The sequence below is a fragment of the Streptomyces cinnabarinus genome (assembly GCF_027270315.1).
In the GTDB taxonomy this organism is placed as follows: Bacteria; Actinomycetota; Actinomycetes; order Streptomycetales; family Streptomycetaceae; genus Streptomyces; species Streptomyces cinnabarinus.
Map to the genome: position 1 here is coordinate 4303155 of NZ_CP114413.1, position 20089 is coordinate 4323243.

Genomic DNA, 20089 nt, shown 5'->3' on the forward strand with positions numbered 1-20089 from the left:
CCGGCCTGCCCTCGGCTTACCCTCGTACGCATGACCAGCGACGACACCGCACGGCCCGGCGGGGCCCGCTCCATCGAGACCCATTCCGCACTCGCCCCCGACCAGACCGAAGCCGTGCTCGCACTGCTCGCCGAGGCCGCCCGCACCGACGGCCAGCAGGCGGTGTCCGAACAGGGACGGCTGCAACTGCGCGGCGGTGAGCGCGAGGGCGTCTCGCATCTGCTGCTCAGCGTCGGCGACGAACTCATCGGTTACGCCCAGCTGGAGGACACCGATCCGGTGGAGGCCCCGGCCGCCGAGCTGGTCGTGCACCCCGGGCACCGCGGCCACGGCCACGGGCGGGCGCTCGGCGCGGCCCTGCTCGCCGCGTCCGGCAAGCGGCTGCGGGTCTGGGCGCACGGCGGGCACTCGGCGGCCCGGCATCTGGCACAGGTGCTGGGGCTGACGCTCTTCCGCGAACTGCGGCAGATGCGGCGGCCGTTGGCGGACCTGGACCTCTCCGAGCCGGGGCTGCCCGAGGAGGTGTCGGTGCGGACCTTCGTCCCCGGGCAGGACGACGCGGCGTGGCTCGCCGTGAACGCCGCGGCCTTTGCTCATCATCCCGAGCAGGGGTCCCTCACCCAGCGCGATCTCGACGACCGGAAGGCCGAGCCGTGGTTCGATCCGGCGGGGTTCTTCCTCGCCGAGCGGGCGGGCGAGCTGATCGGCTTCCACTGGACCAAGGTGCACGCCGAGGAGGGTCTCGGTGAGGTGTACGTCCTCGGCGTGCGGCCCGGTGCGCAGGGGGGTGGGCTGGGAAAGGCCCTCACGGCGGTCGGCCTTCGGCATCTGGCGGATCAGGGGTTGCCTACCGCGATGTTGTATGTCGATGCCGACAACAAGGCCGCGGTGTCCGTGTACGAGCGGATGGGGTTCACCACGTACGAGACGGACCTGATGTACCGCACGGAGACATGAGCGGGTGCGGCTCCGTCGTGGCTGGTCGGGCCCACGCGGCGGAGCCGCACATCGATACAGCCCCGCGCCCCTATCTGCGTACGGGTTCCCTTGCCCAGATCGTCCAGCCCACCACGGCTGCCCCCAGCAGCACCCCCCACCTGCCATGGGCCGCGTCCCACGCGGGATCGTCCGCCGCTACGAACAACTTCCAGTCGTCCGGCAGCAGCAGCCCCGCCAGTACGGCCGCCGTGAGGACCGCCGCCGCCACGCTCACCCCGGGCTCCGGCTCCTGCGACCGCCGGATCCAGGCCGCCGCCCCCGCCAGCGCGAGCGCGCACGCGGCGCCCGCCTCCAGGGTGGTCGCGCCCACCGGGGGGCGCAGTTCGGCGGGGACCAGGAGGACCGCCGCCGTCCACCACAGGACGGCGACCGGGGCGACCAGGGCCAGGCGCAGGCCCTGCCGGACGAACCGGGGCACCGGCACCGCGGCCGTGGTGTGACGGGCCGGGTCGTCCAGGACGAAGGCCAGGCCGAGGGCGAAGGCCAGGGCCGCGGTGCGCAGGGTGTTGAGGGCCAGCCAGGGGTCGAAGTTCTCGGCGTACAGCCGGGACATCCAGGCGACCAGCAGTCCTACGGCGGCCCCGGTGCCGAGTGCCGGCCAGGGCAGCGTGCGCCAGACCGGGCGGATCAGCTCGGTCACTCCTCGCACCCGTCCTTCTCGGTGATGTCCTTGACCCCGAGCAGTTCGGCGGTCTGAGCGGTGGTCACCCCGGGCGCCGTCAGCTCGGTCCAGTGCTTCTTCACCAGGGCCGTCACCTCGGCCTTCGGGCGGGTCAGCAGCTCGCGCACGACATCGGTCTGGCCCACCGACATGGACAGCGGGTCGGTCGGGGACAGGACGATCGCGGAGCCGGTGACGCTGTCGTCGAGGCGCACCTCGCGCAGCGCGTCCATCGGTTCGTCCTGCCAGCCCAGGGACAGCCACATCACGGTGACCACCCGCCCGTCGCACAGTTCACCGGCGGCCCGCTCGCTCCCGGTCACCAGCACCGCGGCCACGGCGGAGGAGAACTCGGGGACCCGGGGTCCGCCCCACCTGGTGCCGACGGTGACCTCGTGGGCGGTGCCGGAGGGCTCGACGGCGCCGTCGCTGGACAGGCCGTAGCGGGCCTCGATGCGCTGGCGGACGAGGAGCGGCTGGTCGTGCGCGCTGCCGGCGGCGAGGTCCGAGACCTCGTCCACCACGTGCGCCCAGGTCCCGATCCGGGGCTCCCACTCCGGGAAGGCGCAGTACGTCGAGCCGCCGCGCTGCACGCAGTCCTGTTCGGGGTCGACCGTGGCCTTCTCCCGGGCGGCCTTCAGGGAGGCCGGTTCGCCGCCGGACTGGGCGACGGCGCCGATCAGGGCCAGGGCGACCGCCCCGCCGAGCGCGGGGTAGAGGGTCTTGACGCGGCGTCCGCCGCCGGCCAGCACCGCGAGGACACCTGCGGTCAGGCCGAGGCCCAGCAGATACAGCGCGTGCCAGGCGGCCGGGCGGCCCAGCAGGTCGGAGGGGAGCGTGTCGGAGCTGCCCTCGCCGACCACGGGGGTCAGCCAGCGGGTCCCGGACTCGGGGTCGCTGGGGACGGCTCCGAGGACGAGGAAGAAGAGGAAGAACACGACCAGCAGCGGGCCCACGAAGGCCGACTTCAGCAGCCGGGCCAGCAGCACCCCGAGCGCGCCGAACAGCAGCACGGTCAGCGGTCCGACGAGCAGTTCGCCCGGCGAGCCCTGCCCGACGGCGCCCGGCCGGAGCGCCTCCCAGCCGAACTGGGCGGCCACGCACACCGCGGTCAGCAGCGCGGCGGGCACCACGGAGAGCACATGGGCGAGGGAGCGGCGCCAGGTGCTGACCACCAGCACAGCGAAGTGGCGTTCGGTGTCCCGGCGCCGGGAGCGCAGCACGGCCAGGTTCACGCTCAGCAGCACCGCGAGCCCGACCAGCAGAGGCGTGCTCTGGGTGGCGCGGTCGGCGTCCTGGAGCGCGGGGAAACCGTTGTAGGAGTCGCGGGCGTTCCACACGATCCAGGCGATGTAGACCGCGAAGGCGGCCAGCACCGGCATCGACAGCAGCAGGCGGCGCGACTCGAAGCGGGCGAGGGCGAACACGGCCGCCCAGGAGTCGCGGGGGCGCACGGACACGGCGACGGGCACCGGCTGGACGAGGGTGGTCATGCCGTCACCGCCAGACCGTGGCCGTCGAGGGTGAGCAGGTAGCCGTCCTCCAGCGTGGGTTCGAGGAGGTCGGCGCCGGGCGGCGGATCCCCTACGTTGCGGAAGGTCCCGGCGCCGGTGCGCCAGCCCGCCTTGGCGTGCGGGGCGCGTTCGGCGCTGCTCCACACCCGGCCGGCGGCCTGGGCGGTGAGCTCGGCGGGGGTGCCGTCGAAGTGGATGCGGCCGCCCGCCATCACCAGGACGCGGTGGCAGAGCATCGCCACGTCCTCGGTCTGGTGGGTGGACAGCAGCACGGTCCGGCCCTCGCCGGCACGGGCGATCAACTCCCGGAACCGCATGCGCTGTTCGGGGTCGAGCCCGACGGTCGGCTCGTCGAGGACCAGGAACCCGGGGTCCCCGACAAGGGCGGCGGCGAGCGCGACCCGCTGCCGCATACCGCCGGACAGCTTCTTGATCTTCCGGCCGCGTACGTCGCCCAGGTCGACCTCGTCGAGCACCCGGCGCACCTCGCGGTGGCGGGCGGCGCGCTGGGTGAGCTCCTTCAGGATCGCCACGTAGTCGACGAACTCGAAGGCGGTGAAGTCCGGGTGGAAGCCGGGCGTCTGCGGCAGATAGCCGAGCCGCCGGCGTACCTCCTGCCGTCCGCGCGCGGTGCCGGGGTCCTGCCCGAGCACGGTGAAGGATCCGCGCTGGGCGGGCACGGCGGTGGCGAGCACCCGCAACAGGGTGGTCTTCCCGGCGCCGTTGGGCCCGAGCAGTCCGGTGACGCCCGGCGTCAGCGACAGCGACGCCTCGTCCAGGGCTCGGGTGCCGCCGTAGTGGAGGCTGAGCCCGGAGGCGGAGACGGTGAAGATCATGCGGCGCTCCCGTGGAACACGTCGAATCGGTCACGTACGAAGTAGAGAAGGCCGACCGCGAGGGCGGCGACCGCGGCGGCGGCGCCCTGTCCGGCGGCGGTGAAGGGGGCCAGCTGCCCGCCGTTCGCGGCCTGGTCGGCGGCGGCGATCACCGCGAGCCACGCCCCGCCGACCAGGGACGGCGCGAGGACCGGCCCGAAGCGGGGGGTCAGCGCGAGTCCGGTGGCGGTGAGGGCGAGCGCGGGCAGCAGCCAGGTCAGGGCGCGCAGGCCGTAGGAGGGAAGGGCGAGTGTCGCCAGGCCGTTGAGGGCGAGCCCGGCGGTGAGCACGGCGACCGTACGGATCATCAGCAGCCGGAACCCGTGCACGGGCGAGACGACCGCCATCTCGTACGTCGGGTCCAGCGCGGGTCCGTAGCTGAGCGCGACCCCGGCCAGCGGCAGCAGCGGTGCCAGGGCCAGGAACAGGGTCGGTGCACCGGCCGTGTGCACCACGGCCACCGTCGTCACCAGCAGCAGCACCACCGACGCCAGCCACGAGCGGCGCAGCACGGGGGTGGCCGCGAGCAGCCGAGCGGTGTGGTCGGCGACCCCGAGCCGCAGCAGCAGCCCCTCGAACACGCCCGGCCTGGGCGCGTCGAGTGCGGCGTCGAGGCGCTCCCAGCCGATGTCGACGGGGCCGCTGATCTCGGCGAGGGCCGCGCGGCACACCGCGCAGGCGGCGAGATGGCTGTCGGCCGACCACAGCAGGGGCGCCGCCAGCTCGGCCCGCGCGTAGGCCCGCAGGTCGTCCTCGGATACGTGCCAGGTCATGCCAGCGCCTCCCGCAGTTGCTTACGGGCCCGCATCGCCCGTGTCTTGACCGTCCCGGGCGGAATCCCCAGGAGCACGGCCGCCTCCCGGGTGGTCAGCCCGTCGACGACCGTGGCCTGGAGCACCGCGCGCAGTTCCGGCGACAGCCGGACCAAGGCGCCCGCCAGGTCCCCGTGCTCAACCCCCGCGAGCACGCGGTCCTCGGCGGACACCTCGTTCCGGTGCCGCAGCCGCGCCAGCGCCTGCCGCAGCCGGCCGCGCGCCCCGTCGCCGCGCAGCGCGTCGACCAGCCGCCGCGACCCGATCCGCCACAGCCACCCGGCCACGTCCCCGTCCTCCCGGTACCGGGCGGTCCCCCGCCACACCGCGAGGAACGTCTCCTGTACGACGTCGTCGACGAGCCCTGGGTCGGCACAGCGGCTGCGCAGCCGTGCGGTCAGCCAGGGCGCGAACCGGCGGTACAGCTCCTCGAAGGCGCGCCGGTCCCCGTCCGCCGCGACGGCGCGCAGCAGGTCCCCGTCGCTTCTCGTTTCGCTCACGTCACCTCATCGGACGAGCCCGGCTGATCGGTTCACGGAATCACGGCTTGACTTTCGCACTCCACTTCCACCACCCTTTCACTACTCAATTAGTGAAAGGGTGGTGGAAGCGAGTGGTCGAGTACCGCATCGACCGGCGCAGCGGCGTCGCCACCTACCTGCAGATCGTCCAGCAGACCAAACAGGCCCTGCGCCTGGGCCTGCTGGAACCCGGCGACAAGCTGCCCACGGCCCGGGAGGTCGTGGAAGCGACGGCCATCAACCCGAACACCGTGCTGAAGGCCTATCGCGAGCTGGAACGCGAGGGCCTGGTCGAGGCCCGCCGCGGCCTCGGCACGTTCGTCCGCAAGTCGTTGGGCGCGGCGCCTGCCGATTCGCCGTTCCACACGGAGCTGACGGACTGGGCCGTGCGGGCCCGCGAGGCGGGCCTGGAACACGACGACGTAGCGGCGCTGTTCACGGCCGTGTTGGAAGAACACTTCAAGGGGGACGAGGCGTGAGTGATATAGCGATGGAGGCGACAGGGCTGAGCAAGTCCTGGGGCGCCTGGAGGCGCCCCAGAGGGGCGCGGGGAACTGCGCGACAAGCCACGACGGCGCAGCAGCGACCCACCGGCCTCACGCAGCTCGATTTCCGCCTGACCGCCGGAGGCATTTGCGCACTAGTCGGCCCCAACGGCGCAGGCAAATCCACCCTCCTGGCGCTGGCCGCAGGCCTGACCCGGCCAGGCGAGGGCACTGTCACCGTGCTGGGCACCACCCCCGCCGCCGCCCGCGAGCGCCTCGCCTACGTCGCCCAGGACAAGCCCCTCCACCCTCACCTCACCGTCGCCGCCACCCTGCGCCTCGGCCGCGAACTGAACCCCCGCCGCTGGGACTCCGCCGTGGCCGAACGGATCGTCGCCGAGGGCGAGTTGGACCCGAACGCCAAGATCCGCACCCTCTCCGGCGGCCAGCGCACCCGCGTGGCCCTCGCGCTGGCCCTCGGCAAGCGCCCCGAACTGCTGCTCCTGGACGAGCCGATGGCCGACCTCGACCCGCTCGCCCGGCACCAGCTCACCGGCACCCTGATGGCCGACGCCGCCGAACACGGCACCACGGTTGTCATGTCCTCGCACGTGGTGGCGGAGCTGGAGGGCTCCTGCGACCACCTGCTGCTGCTCGGCGCCGGCCGGGTCCGCCTCGCCGGCCCCCTGGAGGACCTGCTCGCCGCGCACACCCTGGTCACCGGCCGCGCCGAGGACTCCCTCGCCCCGCCCACCGCCGAGGACTTCCTGGCCCCGCACACCGTCGTGGAGTCCCGCACCACCGGCCGCCAGCTCACCGCGCTGATCCGCCCCGAGGGCCCCGTCGCCGCGTCCTGGCAGCCCACCGAGCCGACCCTGGAAGAGCTGGTCCTGGCCCACCTGCGGGCCCCCGACGCCCCGCCGCTGACCCTCGGCGAGGCCCGGGAGGCGGCCGTATGACCGCCGTGACCGCACCGGCCACCGGCACCGCACCGCGCCCTCGCGGTCCGCGCGGCCTGGTCTGGGTGATGCTGCGGGTCCACCGGTCGGCCCTGCTGTTCTGGCTGATGCTGGTCGCCCTGTTCGCGGGCGGACTGCTGTGGGCGTACGGCCCCGGCGCGGACGCCGCCTGGAGCGAGTACCTGGCCACGGGCTGCGGCTCCGGACAGCCGAGCCTGGGCTGCGACGTCAGTGGCCCCGCCTACCAGCGCTACGACTACGCCCTCGGCCTCGGTGGCGCCGTGATGGGGCTCGTCCCGCTGTTCGCCGCCGCCTGGGCGGGCAGCGCGCTCATCGGCCGCGAGTTGGAGAACGGCACCGCCCGGCTGGCCTGGGTGCAGTCCGTCTCCCCGGCGCGCTGGCTGGCGGCCAAGCTCGCGGTTCCGGCCGCGCTGCTCACCGCGGGCATGGTCACGCTCACCCTGGTGCACCGCCTGGTGTGGTCCTCGGAGGGCGAACTGCGGCACACCATGGGCTGGCGCGCCTGGCACGACGACACCATCTTCCTGGCCAACGGCACCGCCGCCACCGCCTACGCCCTGCTCGGCCTGGCCATCGGCGCCCTCACCGGCCTGCTCCTGCCGCGCGCCCTGCCCGCCCTGGCCGTCGCCGCCGCGGCCGAGCTGGCCCTGTCCAACTGGCTGGGCCGACTGCGCCCGCACCTGTGGCCGCCGGACCTCGCGACCGCCAAGGACGACTACCCCGAGACCGTCGGCATGATCGTCGAGGGCGGCGCCCTCACCCGCGAGGGCGCCCACGTCCCGATCCCGGACTGCACGGGCGAACCCGGCTGCCTAACCGACCGGGACATCACCGGCTTCTACGCCTACTACCACCCCACCGACCACTTCTGGCGCCTCCAGCTCGTGGAGACCGGCATCGTCCTCGCCATCGCGACGCTCGCCGTGCTTGCCGCGTTCTGGCTGCTCAAGCGCCGTACGGGAGCCGCCGTATGACCGCGATCCCCGCCCCTGCCGTACGCGCGGCCGGTCCTTCCCGGCCCCGCCCCAAGGGCCTGCTGTGGGCGGTGCTGCGGCTGCACCGCACCGCGCTCGTCGGGTGGGGGCTGGCCGTGCTCGCCGCGGCCTCCTTCCTCTTCCGGCTGGCCGCGCTCGCGGACGAGGCCGAGCGCGGCAACAGCGCCTGCGCCATTCCGGCCGCCGACGGGCTGCCGTCCTGCGCCGCGGTCGACGCGATCACCGCGGACGAGACCTACTCCACCGGCATCGCCCTGGTCACCGCCTGCCTGGCCTGGCTGATCTTCCCGGTGGCCGCCTGGGCGGGCGGCGCGCTCATCGGACGCGAACTGGAGAACGGCACCGCGCGCCTGGCCTGGACCCAGTCGGTCACCCCGGCGCGCTGGCTGACCGCCAAGCTCGCCGTCCCGGCCGTCCTGCTCACGCTCGGCACGACCGTGCTGGTCCTGCTGGGCGTGTGGGCCCGCGGCGCGGACAACCCGAACCTGGTCGGGGACTGGTACTACCCCGACGTCTTCGTCGGCACGGGACCCACGGCCGTCGCCTACGCCCTCACCGGCCTCGCCCTCGGCGCGCTCGCCGGGCTGGTGCTCGGCCGGGCCCTGCCGGCGGCCGGCGCCGCCTTCGGGGCCGCGCTGCTCCTCTTCAACCTCCTGGAGCGCCACCGCGAGGACCTGTGGCCCACGGTCACCCGTGCGACGGCGGGCTGGGAGGTACCCCGCTCGGCCTTCCAGGTGACATCGAGCCGGACCGAGCTGAGCTACCACCCGCCGTCCCACTTCTGGCCGATCCAGTACGTCGAGACCGGCATCCTTCTCGCCACCGCGGCCGCCGCCGTCGCGGGCGCCTACTGGCTGCTGCGCCGACGCACCACCTGATCCACCGCGGCGCCACCCAGAGCTCCGGGGCCGGACGTCCCTCCTACGGGGGGAGGGACGTACGGCCCCGGCAGTCGGACGCCCGGGAGCCGCCGCTCGCTATCCACACGCCATGTCTCCGTAACCATTGGTTCAGACGGGCTTGCGACGCTCGGCGAATGAAGCCCGCCGTGCCCGAGCCGTCGCCGCCTCCCGAGGGAATCGCGGGGAACGGCGACGCCCGACGCCTCGCCGCGACCCTCCCGCCCGCGTCCTCCGACGCGCCCGTATCGCTGGGAAGGCGGAAGAATGGGTCCATGAGTCAGCAGAACGCCCAGGCACAGGCCCAGCACGCGCAGCCCTCGGTCGGCTCCATCGCGGCGCACCGCTCGCGCACCGTGGCCGGTTCGGTCTCCGATCTCGAACCGGACATCGACGCCGACCTCGACGCCTACGAGGAGGCGCCGACCGACGGCGCCCCCCTGCCCCAGGGCCGCTTCCTGGACCGGGAGCGCAGTTGGCTGGCGTTCAACGAGCGGGTCCTCGAACTCGCCGAGGACCCGACCACACCGCTGCTGGAGCGGGCGAACTTCCTGGCCATCTTCGCCAGCAACCTGGACGAGTTCTTCATGGTCCGGGTGGCCGGTCTGAAGCGCCGTATCGCCACCGGCGTCGCCACCCGGTCCGCCTCCGGCCTCCAGCCGTCCCAGGTGCTGGAGATGATCTGGGCCCGCTCGCGCGAGCTGATGGCCCGGCACGCCGCCTGCTTCCACGAGGACGTCGCCCCCGCGCTCGCGGAGGAGGGCATCCACCTGGTCCGCTGGAACGAGCTGACGGAGAAGGAGCAGGCCCGCCTGTTCACCCTCTTCCGGCACCAGATCTTCCCCGTGCTGACCCCGCTCGCGGTCGACCCGGCGCACCCCTTCCCCTACATCTCCGGCCTCTCCCTGAACCTGGCCGTCGTGGTGCGCAACCCGGTCAGCGGGCACCGCCACTTCGCCCGCGTCAAGGTGCCGCCGCTGCTCACCCGCTTCCTGGAGTCCAGCCCCGGCCGCTACGTCCCCATCGAGGACGTCATCGCCGCGCATCTGGAAGAGCTGTTCCCGGGCATGGAGGTGCTGGAGCACCACGCCTTCCGCATCACCCGCAACGAGGACCTGGAGGTCGAGGAGGACGACGCCGAGAACCTCCTCCAGGCCCTGGAGAAGGAGCTCATGCGGCGCCGCTTCGGGCCGCCGGTGCGCCTTGAGGTCGAGGAGTCCATCGACCGCGAGGTCCTGGACCTGCTGGTGCGCGAGCTGAAGATCTCCGAGGCCGAGGTCTACCCGCTGCCCGGCCCGCTGGACCTCACCGGCCTGTTCCGGATCGCCTCGCTGGACCGGCCCGAGCTGAAGTACCCGAAGTTCGTGGCCGGGACCCACCGCGACCTCGCCGAGGTCGAGTCGGCGTCGGCGCCCGACATATTCGCCGCGCTGCGCAGCCGGGACGTGCTGCTGCACCACCCCTACGACTCCTTCTCCACCTCCGTGCAGGCGTTCCTGGAGCAGGCCGCGGAGGACCCGGACGTCCTCGCCATCAAACAGACCCTGTACCGGACCTCGGGCGACTCCCCGATAGTCAACGCGCTCATCGACGCGGCCGAGGCGGGCAAGCAGGTGCTGGTCCTGGTCGAGATCAAGGCCCGCTTCGACGAGCACGCGAACATCAAGTGGGCCAAGCGTCTTGAGGAGGCCGGCTGCCATGTGGTCTACGGCCTGGTCGGTCTGAAGACCCACTGCAAGCTGTCCCTGGTGGTCCGTCAGGAGGGCGACACGCTCCGCCGGTACAGCCATGTCGGCACCGGCAACTACCACCCGAAGACGGCCCGGCTCTACGAGGACCTCGGTCTGCTCACGGCCGACGCCCAGGTGGGCGCCGACCTCTCGGACCTGTTCAACCGGCTGTCGGGCTACTCGCGCCGGGAGACGTACCGCCGTCTGCTGGTGGCCCCCAAGTCCCTGCGCGACGGCCTGATCTCGCGGATCAACAAGGAGGTCCAGCACCATCGTGCGGGCCGTCCCGCGTTCATCCGGATCAAGGTCAACTCGATGGTCGACGAGGCCATCATCGATGCGCTGTACCGCGCGTCCCAGGCGGGCGTGCCGGTCGACGTCTGGGTGCGCGGCATCTGCGCCGTGCGCCCCGGCGTGGCGGGCCTGTCGGAGAACATCCGGGTCCGCTCCGTCCTCGGCCGCTTCCTGGAGCACTCCCGGGTCTTCGCCTTCGGCAACGGCGGCGAGCCCGAGGTGTGGATCGGCAGCGCCGACATGATGCACCGCAACCTCGACCGCCGCATCGAGGCACTGGTCAGGGTCACCGACCCGGCCCACCGGGCGGCCCTCAACCGGTTGCTGGAGACCGGCATGTCCGACACCACGGCCTCCTGGCACCTCGGTCCGGACGGCGAGTGGACCCGGCACGCGACCGACGCCGAAGGCCAGCCCCTGCGGAACGTCCAGGAGATGCTCATAGACGCCCGGAGGCGCCGGCGTGGCACAGCAACACCTTGACCCGACGAACCCCACGGCCGTGCCGGTGACCGGGGAGGCCCTTGAGGCCTACCTGCGCACCCAGGCCATGGAGTTCCTCCGCGCCCTGCGGCTGCACCGGGAGACCGGCGGCGGCGACGGCGGATCTCCGGGGCGGGCGAAGTCACGGACGGGGGAGAACGGAAGCGGTGCGCAGGACTCGGTCGACGCGGCGCGCGCCCTGCGCCGCTCGGCCCGCCGCATCAGCGGCAGCCTGCACACCTTCCGCCCCCTCCTGGACCCCGACTGGTCCGAACGCATCCGCCCGGAACTGGCCTGGCTGTCGGGCACCTTGGCGATGGAACACGCATACGCGGCCCGCCTGGAGCGCCTGCTCCTGGCACTGCACCGCCTGTCCGGAGCAACGGTCCTGCCGACCCAGACCACACAGGCGACGACGCCGGGGCGGGGCGGGGCGGCGGGGGGCTCTCGCGCGGACGTGGCGGCGGGCGCCAACCTGGCCGCGGGCAGTCGTACCGCCGGGGCGGCGCCCGTCCCGAGGAAAGGCGCACCCGGCAGCGCCGGCCCCGCGACCCACCCCCCGGCCACCACAGCGAACGGCACCGCGACAACCGACGGCCCCGCGAGCCGGCCCTCGGCGACAACGGACCGCGGCAACCTCACCGTAGGCGCGGCAAAAGCAGGCGCCCTGCTCGACCGCCAACTCACCCTCGCCCGTACGCGAGCCCACAGCACCGCACTCCAGGCACTGGGCTCCAGCCGCTTCCACGCGGTCGCCGACAGCATCGCCGTACTCGCCAGCGAGGTCCCCCTCACCCCCGCCGCCCCCACCGCCGACCTCCACCCCCTCGCCGCGGCGGCGGAGGAGCGCCTCACCGACGCCGTAGCCGCCCTCCCCCTCGTCACCGCGGGCAGCCCGTACAACGCCGAGGCCCTCATCCACGGCCTCTCCCCCGACCCCTCCCCCCATCCCCAGGACGCCCCCTGGCACCAGGTCCGCCTCCTGCTCCGCCTGCACCGCTACGCCCGCGAGGCCCTCCTCGGCGAGGACGCCCCCCTGGACGTACGCCTGCTCACCGCCGGCCAGTCCCTGGACCGGCACCGCGACGCCTCCGAGGCCGCGGCGGCGGCAGCGGCGGCGGCCCGCACCCCCCGTATCGCCCCGGCCACGGCCTACGCCCTCGGCGTGCTCCACGCCGACCAGCGCCACGAGGTCGAGGCGGCCCGCTTCGCCTTCCAGCAGTGCTGGCAGAAACAGACGGTCAGCACCTCCTGACGCCCCCGAAAGGGAGCGCCACCCACCAAGGAGGCCGGCACCCGGTGACATCACTGAACGACTTGAGCCACCTGAACGACTCGCCCGTCCAGGCCGCCGGCTGCGTGCTGTGGCGCCGCTCCCCGGTCGACGGGGAGCTGGAGGTCTGCCTGGTCCACCGGCCGAAATACGACGACTGGTCGCATCCCAAGGGCAAGCTGAAGCGCGCCGAGGACCCGCTCGTCGCCGCGCTGCGCGAGGTCGAGGAGGAGACCGGCTACCGGGCCACCGCCGGCGCCGAGCTCTCCACCCTGCGGTACATGGTCGCCGGCCGTCCCAAGCAGGTCCGCTACTGGGCCGCCGAGGCCGGCCCCGGCACCTTCGTCCCCAGTACCGAGGTCGACCGCATCGTCTGGCTGCGCCCCGACGCGGCCCGCCGAAGGCTGACCCAGTCACGCGACCGGGACCTGGTGGACGAGCTGGGCATGCCCGCCGAGCGGGGCCCGGGCCCCTTACCGGGTTGACGGTGCGCCGATCGTGGGCGGGCCGTCACACGCCGGACCTCCCCCGCGCCGATGTAGTCACCCGGATGCATAGAGTGACCAGGCGAGGCCCGGGCCGGCATCGGTCCGTGTCCTCAACGTAAGCGTTCCGTGACCTCACCGCACCGTCCCCAGGGGTTCACCCCTCGTTCATTTACGGCCATCGGCGCCTTCACCTGTTCTGCCTAATTTCGGCCTTACGCGGTGCGGCGCGTGGTTTCGATACCGGGCCCGCATCTCCAAGACTTCGCACGCCGCCGGATTCAGGACGGCGGCTCCTGGAAGGAACTCCCTCAAGTGAAGCTTCAGCGCATGAACCGGCGGGCCCTCGCTCTCGGTGCTCTCGCCGTCTCCGGCGCCCTGGCCCTCACGGCGTGCGGCTCCGACGACACTGGTGACACCGGCAGCGGCGACTCCACCACCAGCGCCCAGGCCGGCAACATCAAGTGTGACGACGCCAAGGGCCAGCTGCTCGCCGACGGCTCGTCCGCGCAGAAGAACGCGATCGACGCGTGGGTGAAGCAGTTCACCGCCGCCTGCAAGGGCGTCCAGATCAACTACAAGGGCGGCGGCTCCGGCGCCGGTGTCACCGCGTTCACGCAGGGCACGGTCGCCTTCGCCGGCTCCGACTCGGCGCTGAAGCCCGAAGAGGTCACCGCCTCCAAGGAGGTCTGCGAGGGCGGCCAGGGCATCGACCTGCCGATGGTCGGTGGCCCGATCGCCATCTCCTACAACGTCGACGGCGTCGACAGCCTCGTCCTGGACGCGCCGACCCTGGCGAAGATCTTCAGCGACAAGATCAAGAACTGGAACGACGAGGCGATCGCGAAGCTGAACCCCGACGCCAAGCTGCCCGACCTCAAGATCCAGGCGTTCCACCGCTCGGACGAGTCCGGCACCACGGACAACTTCACCAAGTACCTGATCGCCACCACCCCGGACAACTGGAAGTACGAGGGCGGCAAGGCCTGGACCGCCCCCGGCGGCCAGTCCGCGTCCGGCTCCTCCGGTGTCGCCCAGCAGGTCAAGCAGACCCCCGGCGCGATCAGCTACATGGAGCTCTCCTACGCCAAGGACTCCTCCGTCGTCGCCATCGACACGGGCGCCAGCGAGCCGGTCAAGGCCTCCGTCGACACCGCCACCGCCGCCATCGCGGACGCCAAGGTCGTCGGCACCGGCAAGGACCTGTCCCTGGAGCTCAACTACGCCACCAAGGCCGATGGCGCCTACCCGATCACCCTGGTGACGTACGAGATCGTCTGCGACAAGGGCAACAAGGCGGACACCCTGCCGACCGTCAAGTCCTTCCTGACCTACATGGCCAGCGAGGACGGCCAGAAGATCCTCGCGGAGAACGACTACGCCCCCATGCCCGACGACATCATCACCAAGGTTCGCGAGACCGTCGCGGGCCTGAGCTGACCTGAGTGTGCGGTCCGGTTCCCCCGCGGGACCGGACCGCACCGTCCGGTGCACCGCCGCCAGGAGCCCTGTATCCCCCAGGGCGCCGCAGACCGGAGAACTCAATGGACATAACGACCAAGAACACTCAAGCGCCTCCTCCCACACCACAGCCGTCCGTGGCGCAGCACAAGCGCAACGCCCGCGGCGCCACCCGTCCCGGCGACCGGATCTTCCTAGGTCTCGCCCGCGGCTCCGGCATCTTCCTGCTGGTGATCATGGCCGCCATCGCGGTCTTCCTCACCTGGCGGGCCGCCGTGGCCATCAGCAAGGACGAGGGCAACTTCCTCACGACCTTCGAATGGAACACGGCGGGCAACGAGCCGGTCTTCGGCATCGCGGTCCTGGCCTACGGCACGATCGTCTCCTCGATCATCGCCATGGCCATCGCGGTCCCCATCGCCGTGGCCATCGCCCTGTTCCTCACCCACTACGCCCCCCGCAGGCTGAGCGGCCCGATCGCCTACGTGATCGACCTGCTCGCCGCGGTGCCGTCCATCGTGTACGGCCTCTGGGGCGCCCTGATCCTCGTCCCGCACATGGACGGCCTGTTCGGCTGGCTGAACGACTACTTCAGCTGGACCGGGCTCTTCGACTGGGAGGGCGGCCCCGCCCGTTCCATGCTCACGGTCGGCATCCTGCTCGCGATCATGATCCTGCCGATCATCACCAACGTGAGCCGCGAGGTCTTCCGCCAGGTCCCGCAGACGCACGAAGAGGCCGCCCTGGCCCTCGGCGCCACCCGCTGGGAGGTCATCCGCATGGCGGTGATCCCCTTCGGCCGCTCCGGCGTGATCTCCGCCTCGATGCTCGGCCTTGGCCGCGCCCTCGGCGAGACGATGGCCGTCGCCACCGTGCTCTCCCCGGACTTCCTGATCCACGGCAGCCTGCTCAACCCGGGCGGCGGCACCTTCGCCCAGAACATCGCCAGCAAGTTCGGTGAGGCCGACGAGTTCGGCCGGGACGCGCTGATCGCCTCCGGTCTCGTCCTGTTCGTCATCACCCTGCTGGTCAACGGCGCGGCCCGGATGATCATCGCCCGCCGCAAGGAGTACTCGGGGGCCAACGCATGAGCAACACGACTCTCGTCCAGCACCCGAACTCCCTCCAGGGCGCCCGACTGCCCAAGTGGTCCCCCTGGGCCATCGCGGCCGGCTCCCTAGGCGTCTCCATCGGCCTGTGCCTGGCCACCGGCGTCGAGAGCAGGATCCAGTGGGGCCTGATCGCCGCGCTGCTCTTCGTCCTCGGCACCTACGTCATCGCCGGCAAGGTCGAGGGCAGGCGCCAGGCCAAGGACCGCATCGCGACCTCGCTGGTCTGGGTCGCCTTCCTGCTGGCCGTCGTACCGCTGGTCTCCCTGGTGTGGACGACCATCGCCCGCGGCATCAAGGTCCTCGACGTCTACTTCCTGACCCACTCCATGGGCGTCGTCGCGGACAGCGAGCCCGGCGGCGGCATCTACCACGCCATCATCGGCACCCTGGAGCAGGTCGGCATCGCCACCCTGATCGCCGCGCCGATCGGTGTGCTCACCGCGATCTACCTGGTCGAGTACGGCCGCGGCGCCCTCGCCCGCTCCGTCACCTTCTTCGTCGACGTGATGACCGGCATCCCGTCGATCGTCGCCGGCCTGTTCATCCTCAGCCTCATGCTGATCTTCGACATGAGCTTCTCCGGCTTCGCGGGCGCCCTGGCCCTCGCGATCCTGATGATGCCGGTCGTGGTCCGCTCCACGGAGGAGATGCTCAAGCTCGTCCCGAACGAGCTGCGTGAGGCATCCTTGGCTCTGGGCGTGCCCAAGTGGCGCACCATCCTGAAGGTGGTCCTGCCGACCGCGGTCGGTGGTATCACGACCGGCGTGATGCTGGCGGTCGCCCGTATCGCCGGTGAGACCGCGCCCGTCCTGCTGCTGGTGTTCGGCAACCCGTTCATTAACAACAACCCCTTCGAAGGGGCGCAGGCGTCGCTGCCGCTGTACATCTACCAGCAGTACGCGAACAGCGCGGGCTCCGAAGCGGCGTACGACCGCGCCTGGGCCGCGGCTCTCACCCTGATCGCCTTCGTGATGATCCTGAACCTGGCGGCCCGCGGCATCGCCCGCTGGAAGGCCCCCAAGTCCGGTCGCTAGAGCGACGACACGCGGCTACCGCCGCGTGAGGCCATACAGCGACCGAACCCAGAGACTTTCCCGAAAGAAGCAGTGATACCCATGGCCAAGCGAATCGACGTAAGCGGCCTCAGCGCCTACTACGGCAACTTCCGCGCCATCGACGACATCTCGATGACCGTCGAGCCCCGCTCGGTGACGGCCTTCATCGGCCCCTCCGGCTGCGGCAAGTCCACCTTCCTGCGGACCCTGAACCGCATGCACGAGGTCACCCCCGGCGGCCGCGTCGAGGGCAAGGTCATGCTCGACGACGAGAACCTGTACGGCGCCGGGGTCGACCCGGTGACCGTGCGGCGCGAGGTCGGCATGGTCTTCCAGCGCCCGAACCCGTTCCCGACGATGTCGGTGTACGACAACGTCGCGGCCGGTCTGAAGCTCAACGGCTCGTACAAGAAGTCCCAGCTCGACGACATCGTCGAGAAGTCCCTCAAGGGCGCCAACCTCTGGAACGAGGTCAAGGACCGGCTGAACAAGCCCGGCTCGGGCCTGTCCGGTGGTCAGCAGCAGCGTCTGTGCATCGCCCGCGCCATCGCGGTCGAGCCCAAGGTCCTGCTGATGGACGAGCCCTGCTCGGCCCTGGACCCGATCTCCACGCTGGCCATCGAGGACCTGATCGGCGAGCTGAAGGAGCGGTTCACGATCGTCATCGTGACCCACAACATGCAGCAGGCCGCCCGAGTCTCGGACCGTACGGCCTTCTTCAACCTGGCCGCCGTCGGCCAGCCCGGCAAGCTGATCGAGATCGACGACACGGAGCGCATCTTCTCCAACCCGTCGGTCCAGGCCACCGAGGACTACATCTCGGGCCGCTTCGGCTGACAGACCCCTCGCGGTGCTGCATGGCGGTGCCACCGCGAGGCAGATAAAGGGCCCGCCCCCTGGATTCCCAGGGGGCGGGCCCGTTGTCGTATGTCGTGCCCGGTGCCTGCGGCCGGTCCTGCAGTGACGTTTCTGCGAGGTCTCGCCCCGCGTCCGTACGGCCCGCCGCCAGCCCCTTACAGGAAGGCGAGGTGCACGACCCCGAACGCCCCCGCCGCCACCAGCGCCGCGGCCGGCATGGTGATGAACCAGCCGAGAATGATGTTCTTGGCGACGCCCCACCTCACCGCGTTCAACCGCTTGGTGGCGCCGACGCCCATGATGGCCGAGGTGATGACATGGGTCGTGGAGATCGGCGCCTTGAACAGGAACGCCGTGGTGAACATGATCGACGCACCGGTCGTCTCCGCCGCGAACCCCTGCGGCGGGTCCAGCTCGATGATCTTCCGCCCCAGCGTCCGCATGATCCGCCAGCCACCGGCATACGTACCGAGCGACAGCATCACGGCGCAGACGATCTTCACCCACACCGGGATCGGATCGCCGTAGTCCTCGACATCGGCGATGACCAGCGCCATCACCACGATGCCCATGGTCTTCTGGGCGTCCTGCAGACCATGACCGAGCGCCATACCGGCCGCGGAGACGGTCTGCGCGATCCGGAACCCGCGCTTGGTCTTGTGCGGATTGGCCCGCCGGAACATCCACAGAATCGCGGTCATCACCAGATAACCGGCGAGCATGCCCACGATCGGCGAGACGAACATGGGGATGACGACCTTCTCCAGCACCCCGTCCCAGTACACGGTGGTACCACCCGCGAGCGCGGCCCCCACCATGCCGCCGAAGAGCGCGTGGGACGACGAGGAGGGCAGCCCGAAGTACCAGGTGATGAGGTTCCAGGTGATGGCCCCGACGAGCGCGGCGAAGAGGATCCCCATCCCCTTCGACCCCTCGGGCGTCTGGATCAGCCCCTCACTGACGGTCTTGGCGACGCCGGACCCCAGAAAGGCACCCGCGAGGTTCATCACGGCGGCCATCGCCAGCGCCGCGCGGGGCGTCAGCGCCCGGGTCGACACGGACGTGGCGATCGCGTTCGCCGAGTCGTGGAAGCCGTTGGTGTACGTGAAGAAGAGCGCGACCGCGATGGTCACGACCAGAGCGAAGGTGTCCATGGACGAGCTCAGGACTCCTTCACGGCGATCGTCTCCACCGTGTTCGCCACGTGCTCGAACGCGTCGGCCGCTTCCTCCAGGACGTCCACGATCTGCTTGAGCTTGAGGACCTCGATGGCGTCGTACTTGCCGTTGAAGAGGTGCGCGAGCAGCTTGCGGTGGATCTGGTCGGCCTGGTTCTCCAGCCGGTTGACCTCGATCCAGTACTCGGTGAGGTTGTCCATCGTGCGCAGATTGGGCATGGCCTCGGCGGTCAGCTCGGCCGCCCGGGCCAGAACCTCGATCTGCTGCTCGACGCCCTTGGGCAGTTCCTCCACGTTGTAGAGGACGACCAGGTCGACGGCCTCCTCCATGAAGTCCATGATGTCGTCGAGGGACGACGCGAGGGAGTAGATGTCCTCGCGGTCGAAGGGCGTGATGAACGAGGAGTTCAACTGGTGGAAGATCGCGTGCGTGGCATCGTCACCGGCATGTTCCGCGGCCCGCATACGCTCTGCGATCTCGGCCCGGCCGGCGGTGTCCGCCCCGAGCAGTTCCATGAGGAGTTTCGAGCCCGTGACGATGTTGTCCGCGGACGCGGCGAACATGTCGTAGAAGCTCGTCTCCCTGGGGGTCAGACGAAAGCGCACGTGGGGTCCTCGGGGTGCTTCGGTTTCGGTCAGGCTGATGCTAGGCGCATCATCCGGCCACGGCTAATGGGCCGTCCCCCAGTGTCGCCCATCGGGCATGGTGATCAGCACGGGGGCGTACCAAGGGCCCTATACCCAGCAAAGTTCGGTACGATATACCCAGTAGGGGTATGTGTCTGGAGGACGCGATGACGACGACCGAGGCCGGCGCCACGGCGCCCTCCGAGCATGGGCACGATCACGCCACGCACGGCTACCACAAACAGAAGGACGAGCACCTCAAGCGGCTGCGCCGGATCGAGGGCCAGATCCGGGGCCTTCAGCGGATGGTCGACGAGGACGTCTACTGCATCGACATACTCACGCAGGTGTCGGCGTCGACGAAGGCCCTGCAGTCCTTCGCCCTCCAGCTCCTGGAGGAGCACCTGCGCCACTGCGTCGCGGACGCGGCCGTGAAGGGCGGCGACGAGATCGACGCGAAGGTGGAAGAGGCGACGAAGGCGATCGGCCGGCTGCTGCGGACCTGAGTCTTCGGGGGTGCGGCGGGAGGCCGAGGGCGTGCGGCGGGAGGCCGAAAATCACCGGGTGACGGAGCCGGGATCGTCGATGCCGATGGCGTCCCGCTCCTCCGCCACTCTGAGCACCTGATCGATACTCTCCATGCTCAGCCGCTCCTCGGCGGCCGAGGCCGCGATGATCAGCTCACCGCACAGTTCGATCTCGGCGAGGGCCACGTGGTCCTGAACTGCCGTACCGCCGACCGGAGCCACGCGCATCACCTCTTCTCTGCCGTCACCGACTTCCTAGAGTAGGG

21 protein-coding genes are annotated in these 20089 nt (G+C 71.3%); 13 read left to right on the forward strand and 8 right to left on the reverse strand.

The genetic code is table 11. From position 1 onward, the window contains the following. Positions 1-30 precede the first annotated feature (30 nt). Positions 31-957 (forward strand): mycothiol synthase, encoded by a 927-nt coding sequence (mshD, locus tag STRCI_RS19345; protein ID WP_269660218.1) that lies wholly within the window; start codon positions 31-33, stop codon positions 955-957. A 70-nt stretch (positions 958-1027) separates the two neighbouring features. Here mshD and STRCI_RS19350 read toward each other — a convergent pair whose 3' ends face one another. Genes STRCI_RS19350 through STRCI_RS19370 form a run of 5 tightly spaced genes read right to left on the reverse strand, consistent with a single transcriptional unit; the run spans position 1028 to position 5361 of the window. Further along, positions 1028-1639 (reverse strand): ABC transporter, encoded by a 612-nt coding sequence (locus STRCI_RS19350; RefSeq protein WP_336298809.1) that lies wholly within the window; start codon positions 1637-1639, stop codon positions 1028-1030. Continuing rightward, complete coding sequence (locus STRCI_RS19355) at positions 1636-3153, reverse strand: ABC transporter permease (RefSeq protein WP_269660220.1); 1518 nt, start codon at positions 3151-3153, stop codon at positions 1636-1638. Before STRCI_RS19355 ends, STRCI_RS19350 begins: the two co-directional genes overlap by 4 nt. After that, positions 3150-4010 carry an ABC transporter ATP-binding protein gene (locus STRCI_RS19360; RefSeq protein WP_269660221.1) on the reverse strand — a complete coding sequence of 287 codons (861 nt, stop codon included), beginning with the start codon at positions 4008-4010 and terminating at the stop codon, positions 3150-3152. Before STRCI_RS19360 ends, STRCI_RS19355 begins: the two co-directional genes overlap by 4 nt. After that, the gene (locus STRCI_RS19365; RefSeq protein ID WP_269660222.1) at positions 4007-4822 is read right to left on the reverse strand and encodes a cupin domain-containing protein; all 816 of its coding nucleotides are present in this window, start codon (positions 4820-4822) and stop codon (positions 4007-4009) included. Before STRCI_RS19365 ends, STRCI_RS19360 begins: the two co-directional genes overlap by 4 nt. Continuing rightward, on the reverse strand, positions 4819-5361 hold the full coding sequence (locus tag STRCI_RS19370; RefSeq protein ID WP_269660223.1) for an RNA polymerase sigma factor: 543 nt from the start codon (positions 5359-5361) through the stop codon (positions 4819-4821). Before STRCI_RS19370 ends, STRCI_RS19365 begins: the two co-directional genes overlap by 4 nt. Positions 5362-5474: 113 nt before the next feature. On the opposite strand from STRCI_RS19370, the gene STRCI_RS19375 reads away from it, so the two are divergent. The 11 genes from STRCI_RS19375 (at position 5475) to pstB (ending at position 17471) form a co-directional block, all read left to right on the forward strand. Beyond that, positions 5475-5861 (forward strand): GntR family transcriptional regulator, encoded by a 387-nt coding sequence (locus STRCI_RS19375; RefSeq protein ID WP_269660224.1) that lies wholly within the window; start codon positions 5475-5477, stop codon positions 5859-5861. Beyond that, entirely contained in the window at positions 5858-6826 is a 969-nt protein-coding gene (locus STRCI_RS19380) for an ABC transporter ATP-binding protein (protein ID WP_418953359.1), read from the forward strand. The genes STRCI_RS19375 and STRCI_RS19380 overlap by 4 nt, the downstream gene beginning before the upstream one ends. Continuing rightward, positions 6823-7821: an ABC transporter permease gene (locus tag STRCI_RS19385; protein ID WP_269660225.1), complete on the forward strand. Its 999-nt coding sequence runs from the start codon at positions 6823-6825 to the stop codon at positions 7819-7821. Before STRCI_RS19380 ends, STRCI_RS19385 begins: the two co-directional genes overlap by 4 nt. Then, positions 7818-8720, forward strand: a complete 903-nt coding sequence (locus STRCI_RS19390) for a hypothetical protein (RefSeq protein ID WP_269660226.1) — start codon at positions 7818-7820, stop codon at positions 8718-8720. The genes STRCI_RS19385 and STRCI_RS19390 overlap by 4 nt, the downstream gene beginning before the upstream one ends. Before the next feature lie 296 nt (positions 8721-9016). Continuing rightward, positions 9017-11248: an RNA degradosome polyphosphate kinase gene (locus tag STRCI_RS19395; RefSeq protein WP_269660227.1), complete on the forward strand. Its 2232-nt coding sequence runs from the start codon at positions 9017-9019 to the stop codon at positions 11246-11248. After that, complete coding sequence (locus STRCI_RS19400) at positions 11229-12503, forward strand: CHAD domain-containing protein (RefSeq protein ID WP_269660228.1); 1275 nt, start codon at positions 11229-11231, stop codon at positions 12501-12503. Before STRCI_RS19395 ends, STRCI_RS19400 begins: the two co-directional genes overlap by 20 nt. Positions 12504-12547: 44 nt before the next feature. Continuing rightward, entirely contained in the window at positions 12548-13006 is a 459-nt protein-coding gene (locus STRCI_RS19405; RefSeq protein ID WP_269660229.1) for an NUDIX hydrolase, read from the forward strand. Between the two features lie 315 nt (positions 13007-13321). Beyond that, on the forward strand, positions 13322-14446 hold the full coding sequence (pstS, locus tag STRCI_RS19410; RefSeq protein WP_269660230.1) for a phosphate ABC transporter substrate-binding protein PstS: 1125 nt from the start codon (positions 13322-13324) through the stop codon (positions 14444-14446). 104 nt (positions 14447-14550) lie between these two features. Beyond that, on the forward strand, positions 14551-15558 hold the full coding sequence (gene pstC, locus STRCI_RS19415; protein ID WP_269660231.1) for a phosphate ABC transporter permease subunit PstC: 1008 nt from the start codon (positions 14551-14553) through the stop codon (positions 15556-15558). Next, positions 15555-16613 carry a phosphate ABC transporter permease PstA gene (gene pstA, locus STRCI_RS19420; protein WP_269660232.1) on the forward strand — a complete coding sequence of 353 codons (1059 nt, stop codon included), beginning with the start codon at positions 15555-15557 and terminating at the stop codon, positions 16611-16613. Before pstC ends, pstA begins: the two co-directional genes overlap by 4 nt. 81 nt (positions 16614-16694) lie before the next feature. Further along, positions 16695-17471 (forward strand): phosphate ABC transporter ATP-binding protein PstB, encoded by a 777-nt coding sequence (pstB, locus tag STRCI_RS19425; RefSeq protein WP_269660233.1) that lies wholly within the window; start codon positions 16695-16697, stop codon positions 17469-17471. Between the two features lie 176 nt (positions 17472-17647). Here pstB and STRCI_RS19430 read toward each other — a convergent pair whose 3' ends face one another. Continuing rightward, positions 17648-18646: an inorganic phosphate transporter gene (locus STRCI_RS19430; protein WP_269660234.1), complete on the reverse strand. Its 999-nt coding sequence runs from the start codon at positions 18644-18646 to the stop codon at positions 17648-17650. 8 nt (positions 18647-18654) lie between these two features. Further along, entirely contained in the window at positions 18655-19275 is a 621-nt protein-coding gene (locus STRCI_RS19435) for a DUF47 domain-containing protein (RefSeq protein WP_015659485.1), read from the reverse strand. Positions 19276-19463: 188 nt separating this feature from the next. On the opposite strand from STRCI_RS19435, the gene STRCI_RS19440 reads away from it, so the two are divergent. After that, the gene (locus STRCI_RS19440) at positions 19464-19802 is read left to right on the forward strand and encodes a metal-sensitive transcriptional regulator (RefSeq protein ID WP_269660235.1); all 339 of its coding nucleotides are present in this window, start codon (positions 19464-19466) and stop codon (positions 19800-19802) included. Positions 19803-19853: 51 nt separating this feature from the next. Here the strand turns inward: STRCI_RS19440 and STRCI_RS19445 are convergent, their stop codons facing one another. Next, the gene (locus tag STRCI_RS19445) at positions 19854-20051 is read right to left on the reverse strand and encodes a hypothetical protein (protein WP_269660236.1); all 198 of its coding nucleotides are present in this window, start codon (positions 20049-20051) and stop codon (positions 19854-19856) included. Positions 20052-20089 lie beyond the last annotated feature (38 nt).

Bases quoted from the DNA above. Each gene is read 5' to 3' on its own strand.
- pstB (WP_269660233.1), top strand. From the start codon at position 16,695: ATGGCCAAGCGAATCGACGTAAGCGGCCTCAGCGCCTACTACGGCAAC.
- mshD (WP_269660218.1), top strand. From the start codon at position 31: ATGACCAGCGACGACACCGCACGGCCCGGCGGGGCCCGCTCCATCGAG.
- pstA (WP_269660232.1), top strand. From the start codon at position 15,555: ATGAGCAACACGACTCTCGTCCAGCACCCGAACTCCCTCCAGGGCGCC.
- pstC (WP_269660231.1), top strand. From the start codon at position 14,551: ATGGACATAACGACCAAGAACACTCAAGCGCCTCCTCCCACACCACAG.
- STRCI_RS19355 (WP_269660220.1), bottom strand. From the start codon at position 3,153: ATGACCACCCTCGTCCAGCCGGTGCCCGTCGCCGTGTCCGTGCGCCCC.
- STRCI_RS19365 (WP_269660222.1), bottom strand. From the start codon at position 4,822: ATGACCTGGCACGTATCCGAGGACGACCTGCGGGCCTACGCGCGGGCC.
- STRCI_RS19445 (WP_269660236.1), bottom strand. From the start codon at position 20,051: ATGCGCGTGGCTCCGGTCGGCGGTACGGCAGTTCAGGACCACGTGGCC.
- STRCI_RS19385 (WP_269660225.1), top strand. From the start codon at position 6,823: ATGACCGCCGTGACCGCACCGGCCACCGGCACCGCACCGCGCCCTCGC.
- STRCI_RS19440 (WP_269660235.1), top strand. From the start codon at position 19,464: ATGACGACGACCGAGGCCGGCGCCACGGCGCCCTCCGAGCATGGGCAC.
- STRCI_RS19390 (WP_269660226.1), top strand. From the start codon at position 7,818: ATGACCGCGATCCCCGCCCCTGCCGTACGCGCGGCCGGTCCTTCCCGG.
- STRCI_RS19430 (WP_269660234.1), bottom strand. From the start codon at position 18,646: ATGGACACCTTCGCTCTGGTCGTGACCATCGCGGTCGCGCTCTTCTTC.
- STRCI_RS19395 (WP_269660227.1), top strand. From the start codon at position 9,017: ATGAGTCAGCAGAACGCCCAGGCACAGGCCCAGCACGCGCAGCCCTCG.
- STRCI_RS19360 (WP_269660221.1), bottom strand. From the start codon at position 4,010: ATGATCTTCACCGTCTCCGCCTCCGGGCTCAGCCTCCACTACGGCGGC.